This window comes from Candidatus Streptomyces philanthi (genome assembly GCF_059553635.1).
The window spans coordinates 1-5,896 of record NZ_JCANQV010000332.1 but is presented as its reverse complement, the minus strand read 5'-3'; the positions used below and the strand labels follow the sequence as shown (position 1 = coordinate 5,896).

Annotated in this window: 5 protein-coding genes; all 5 read left to right on the top strand. The window is 71.3% G+C overall.

Going from position 1 to position 5,896, the window contains the following annotated elements; genetic code table 11:
• Positions 1-1,286: UDP-N-acetylmuramoyl-L-alanine--D-glutamate ligase (gene murD, locus AC51EU_RS26085; RefSeq protein ID WP_496269530.1), on the top strand; the 1,286-nt coding region annotated here is incomplete at its 5' end.
• A gap of 59 nt (positions 1,287-1,345) precedes the next feature.
• Positions 1,346-2,692, top strand: coding sequence for a putative lipid II flippase FtsW (ftsW, locus tag AC51EU_RS26080; protein ID WP_496269529.1), 1,347 nt, complete (start codon positions 1,346-1,348; stop codon positions 2,690-2,692).
• A gap of 6 nt (positions 2,693-2,698) precedes the next feature.
• Positions 2,699-3,790, top strand: coding sequence for an undecaprenyldiphospho-muramoylpentapeptide beta-N-acetylglucosaminyltransferase (murG, locus tag AC51EU_RS26075; RefSeq protein WP_496269528.1), 1,092 nt, complete (start codon positions 2,699-2,701; stop codon positions 3,788-3,790).
• A gap of 21 nt (positions 3,791-3,811) precedes the next feature.
• Positions 3,812-4,645, top strand: coding sequence for a cell division protein FtsQ/DivIB (locus tag AC51EU_RS26070; protein ID WP_496269527.1), 834 nt, complete (start codon positions 3,812-3,814; stop codon positions 4,643-4,645).
• 284 nt (positions 4,646-4,929) lie between these two features.
• The coding region (gene ftsZ, locus AC51EU_RS26065; RefSeq protein ID WP_496269526.1) for a cell division protein FtsZ at positions 4,930-5,896 on the top strand (967 nt) is incomplete at its 3' end.

Genomic DNA, 5,896 nt, shown 5'->3' with positions numbered 1-5,896 from the left:
CCGGCTCCGTCACCGTCCGCCTCGGCGACGGCACCACCCTGCCCGAGGGCACCGATCTCGTCGTCACCTCGCCCGGCTGGCGGCCGGACAGCCCGCTGTTCGCCGCCGCCGCGGCCGCCGGGGTGGACGTCGTCGGCGACGTCGAGATCGCCTGGCGGCTGCGCGGCCCGGACGCCGCGCCCTGGCTCGCCGTCACCGGCACCAACGGCAAGACCACCACCGTGCGGATGCTCGCCGCGATCCTGGAGGCCGAGGGCCTGCGCACCGCGGCCGTCGGCAACATCGGGACCCCGATCATCGACCTGGTCCTCGGCCAGGACGAGGACGACGCCCCCTCCTACGACGTGCTCGCCGTCGAGCTGTCCAGCTACCAGCTGCACTGGGCGCCGTCGCTGCGCGCCCACTCCGCGGCCGTCCTCAACATCGCCCCCGACCACCTCGACTGGCACGGCTCCCTGGAGGCGTACGCCGCCGACAAGGGCCGGATCTACGAGGGCAACACCGTCGCCTGCGTCTACAACGCGGCCGACGCGGCGACCGAGGACCTGGTCCGGGCGGCCGACGTCGAGGAGGGCTGCCGCGCCATCGGCTTCACCCTCGGCACCCCGGGCCCCTCCCAACTCGGAGTGGTCGACGGCATCCTCGTCGACCGGGCGTTCGTCGAGAACCGCCACCGCCAGGCGCAGGAGCTGGCCGAGGTCTCCGACATCGCGCCGGAGTCCGGGACCCCCGCCCCGCACAACATCGCCAACGCCCTCGCGGCCGCGGCGCTCGCCCGCGCGTTCGGGGTGCGCCCCGCCTCCGTCCGGGACGGGCTGCGGGCCTTCCGCCCGGAGGCCCACCGCATCGAGCACGTCGCGGACATCGGCGGCGTCCGCTACATCGACGACTCGAAGGCGACCAACACCCACGCCGCCGAGGCGTCCTTGGCCGCGTACGAGCACATCGTGTGGATCGCCGGTGGCCTCGCCAAGGGCGCGACCTTCGACGAACTGGTGCGGAACGCGGCCGGACGGCTGCGCGCGGTGGTGCTGATGGGCGCCGACCGGGCGCTGATCCGCGAGGCTCTGGCGCGACACGCGCCGAAGGTCCCGGTGACCGACCTCGACCGGACCGACACTGGGGCGATGTCCGAGGCGGTCCGCGCGGCCGCGGACCTGGCCTCACCCGGGGACACCGTCCTGCTGGCCCCGGCCTGCGCCTCGATGGACATGTTCGTGAACTACGGCGAGCGGGGCGACGCCTTCGCCGAGGCGGTCCGCGGGCTGACCGCGCGGGACCAGTAACCCGTCCGACCCCGCTCCCGTCGCGGGCCGGCGGGAGCGCACCTGTGAAGGGGACGAGAATGACGGCCCGATCGGCGAAGACGGCCACGCCGCGACCACGGCGCTCCGCCACCGTGCCCCGGCCGCCCCGCGGCGGCCGGGGCTCCGGTGGGCGGGGCCCGCTCGGTCTGTACACCCGGGCGAAGCGGGCCTGGGACCGGCCGCTGACGGCGTACTACCTGATCCTCGGCGGCAGCCTGCTGATCACCGTGCTCGGTCTGGTGATGGTCTTCTCCGCCTCGCAGATCAAGGCCCTCCAGAACGGGCTCGCGCCGAGCTTCTTCTTCCGCAAGCAGCTGCTGGCCGCGGTGCTCGGTGGCGCACTGCTGGTACTGGCCGCGCGGATGCCGGTACGCCTGCACCGCGCCCTGGCCTATCCGCTGCTGGGCGGTTCCGTCTTCCTGATGGCCCTGGTGCAGGTCCCGGGCATCGGGATGGAGATCAACGGCAACCAGAACTGGATCCGGCTCGGCGGCGTGTTCCAGATGCAGCCCAGTGAGATCGGCAAACTGGCGCTGGTCCTGTGGGCGGCGGACCTGCTGGCCCGCAAGCAGGACCGGCAGTTGCTGGGGCAGTGGAAGCATCTGCTGGTGCCGCTGGTCCCGGTCGCGTTCCTGCTGCTGGGGCTGATCATGCTCGGTGGTGACATGGGCACCGCGATCATTCTCACCGCGATCCTCTTCGGGCTGCTGTGGCTGGCCGGCGCGCCCACCCGGCTGTTCGTCGGGGTGCTGGGCACGGCCGCCGTCGTCGGGACGCTGCTGATCACGACGAGCGCCAACCGGATGTCCCGTATCGCCTGCATCGGCGCGACCGATCCGGGGCCCGGCGACCAGTGCTGGCAGGCGGTCCACGGCATCTACGCGCTGGCCTCCGGAGGCTTCTTCGGTTCCGGCCTCGGGGCAAGTATGGAAAAATGGGGTGAACTCCCTGAACCGCACACCGACTTCATTTTCGCCATCACCGGGGAGGAACTGGGGCTGGCGGGGACGCTGTCGGTGCTCGCCCTCTTCGCGGCTCTAGGCTATGCGGGTATCCGCGTGGCCGGACGCACGGAGGACCCCTTCGTGAGGTATGCCGCGGGAGGCGTGACCACCTGGATCATGGCCCAGGCCGTGATCAACATCGGTGCGGTGCTCGGCCTGTTGCCGATCGCCGGCGTCCCGCTCCCGCTGTTCTCCTACGGGGGTTCCGCCCTGCTGCCGACGATGTTCGCGGTCGGGCTGATGATCGCCTTCGCGCGGGACGAGCCCGCCGCGAGGGCGGCACTGGCCATGCGGCAGCCGGTTTTCGCAGGAAAGGCGGCTGGGGTGAGATGGAAGACGATGAGACGGCGCGTCAAGAAGCGGCCGTCCGGAGAGCGGTGAATTTCGGTGCATGTCGTACTCGCCGGTGGGGGGACCGCCGGCCACATCGAGCCGGCGCTCGCCCTCGCGGACGCACTGCGGAGGCAGGACCCGACCGTGGGGATCACGGCGCTCGGCACGGAACGCGGCCTGGAGACCCGGCTCGTCCCGGAGCGCGGCTATGAGCTGGGACTCATCCCGGCCGTGCCGCTGCCCCGCAAGCCCACTCCCGAACTGATCACCGTCCCCGGACGGCTGCGCGGCACCATCAAGGCCGCCGAGCAGATCCTGGAGCGCACCAAGGCCGACTGTGTCGTCGGCTTCGGCGGCTATGTGGCGCTGCCCGGCTACCTCGCCGCCAAGCGGCTCGGGGTGCCGATCATCGTCCACGAGGCCAACGCCCGACCCGGCCTGGCCAACAAGATCGGCTCGCGCTACGCCAAGTACGTCGCGGTCAGCACCCCGGACAGCAAGCTGCGCGGCGCCCGCTATGTCGGCATCCCGCTGCGCCGCACCATCGCCACCCTGGACCGCGCGGCGGTCCGCCCCGAGGCGCGGGCGGCCTTCGGGCTCGACCCCAACCTTCCGACGCTGCTGGTGTCCGGTGGTTCGCAGGGCGCCCGGCGCCTGAACGAGGTCATCCAGGCCGCCGTGCCCGCCCTCCAGCGGTCTGGTATCCAGGTGCTGCACGCGGTCGGCCCGAAGAACGACCTGCCGCACGTGGACAACATGCCCGGGATGCCGCCCTATGTCCCGGTACCGTACGTGGACCGGATGGATCTCGCGTACGCCGCGGCCGACATGATGCTCTGCCGCGCGGGCGCGATGACCGTCGCCGAACTGTCCGCCGTCGGGCTGCCGGCCGCCTACGTCCCGCTGCCCATCGGCAACGGCGAACAGCGGCTGAACGCCCAGCCGGTGGTCAACGCCGGCGGCGGTGTGCTGGTCGACGACGCCCAGCTGACGCCGGAGTGGGTCCAGTCCCACGTCCTTCCGGTGCTGGCCGACCCGCACCGGCTGGTCGAGATGTCCCGCGCGGCCGCCGAGTTCGGCCGCCGGGACGCCGACGAGCTGCTGGTCGGCATGGTGTACGAGGCCGTCGCCCAGCGCGGCAACTAGCGACGACGAGAGGCAGGGAGCGTGGCCGGACCGACGACCGCCCGCCGCGGCGGCAAGACGTCGCGGTCCGGCCGGCCCTCCGCCAAGAAGCGGCCCTCCGCCAAGAAGCGGGGCGGCCGCGGATTCCCGTGGCCGCGCTTCCTGTTGCGGTGGCGCGGCCGCCGTGGTCCGATCATCATCCTGGCCCTGGTGGTGGTGGCCGGCGGTTTCGGTGCCTGGGCCGTCTACGGTTCCTCGTGGCTGCGGACCGAGGCCGTCAAGGCGCGGGGCACGGACGTGCTCACCCCCGCCGAGGTCGTCGCGGCGGCCCGGGTGCCGATGGACGTCCCGCTCGCCTCCCTCGACACCGACGCCGTCGAGGACCGGTTGCGCACCGCCCTTCCCCGCATCAAGACCGTTGAGGTCTCCCGGTCCTGGCCGCACACGGTCCAGCTGAAGGTGACCGAGAGAACCCCGCGCCTGCTGATGCGCGAGGGCGGCAAGTATGTGGAAGTGGACGACGAAGGGGTCCGGTTCGCCACCGTCCGCACCGCCCCCAAGGGCGTCCCGCTCCTCGACCTGCGGGCCGGGCGCTCCCCGAGCCTGTCCCGTTTCGGCACCGCGGAACTGCGCCGTTCGGCGGTCGGCGTCGCCTCCGCCCTCCCCCCGGCCGTACGGAAACAGGTCACCACGCTGCGCGTCCGGTCGTACGACGCCCTCACCCTGGATCTCACCGGGGGGCGCACGGTGGTGTGGGGGAGTGGTGAACGAAGCGGGGAAAAGGCCAAGGTTCTCACCGCGCTCCTGAAAGCCGCGCGTGACGCACGCCACTTCGACGTCTCGGTTCCCAGTGCTCCGGCGGTGGCGGGGAGTTGACGTCGTACGCGGCAGGCCAGCACCCTGGATGGCTACCACTATGCGTGATCACATAGGGTGAAAAGAAAAACGGGAGGTTCGGCGTGTTCGTTGAACGCGCGCCTCATGTCGACTTAGTGTCTCGTTCCAAGGGGAGCAGGTATCCAGAGGAACACGGGCACAGGTAACCCTAAAGTTAAACGTTAGGGTTCGGGTCGGCATCACGGACCTTCCCATCGGCATCAGTCGGCGTCCCCACGGAATGTGAGGCGGCGACACGTAAATCGAGGCGAGAGGCCTTCGACGTGGCAGCACCGCAGAACTACCTCGCAGTCATCAAGGTCGTCGGCATCGGCGGCGGTGGCGTCAACGCCATCAACCGGATGATCGAGGTCGGGCTCAAGGGCGTCGAGTTCATCGCGATCAACACCGATGCTCAGGCGTTGCTGATGAGCGACGCCGACGTCAAGCTCGACGTCGGCCGCGAAATGACGCGCGGACTCGGTGCGGGCGCCAACCCGGACGTCGGGCGCAAGGCGGCCGAGGACCATCGCGAGGAGATCGAGGAGGTCCTCAAGGGCGCCGACATGGTCTTCGTGACCGCGGGCGAGGGCGGTGGCACCGGTACCGGTGGCGCGCCCGTCGTCGCCAACATCGCCCGTTCGCTGGGGGCACTGACGATCGGTGTGGTCACCCGGCCGTTCACCTTCGAGGGCCGCCGGCGCGCCAACCAGGCCGAGGACGGCATCGCCAGCCTCCGCGAAGAGGTCGACACCCTCATCGTGATCCCCAACGACCGGCTGCTGTCCATCTCGGACCGTCAGGTGAGCGTGCTCGACGCGTTCAAGTCCGCGGACCAGGTGCTGCTGTCCGGTGTCCAGGGCATCACCGACCTGATCACCACCCCCGGTCTGATCAACCTCGACTTCGCCGACGTCAAGTCCGTGATGTCGGAGGCCGGGTCGGCCCTCATGGGCATCGGCTCGGCGCGTGGCGACGACCGCGCGGTGGCCGCCGCGGAAATGGCGATCTCCTCGCCGCTGCTGGAGGCGTCCATCGACGGCGCCCGCGGGGTGCTGCTCTCCATCTCCGGTGGCTCGGACCTCGGTCTCTTCGAGATCAACGAGGCCGCGCAGCTGGTCAGCGAGGCGGCCCACCCCGAGGCCAACATCATCTTCGGTGCGGTCATCGACGACGCGCTCGGCGACGAGGTCCGGGTCACGGTCATCGCCGCGGGCTTCGACGGCGGTCAGCCGCCGGCCCGCCGCGACA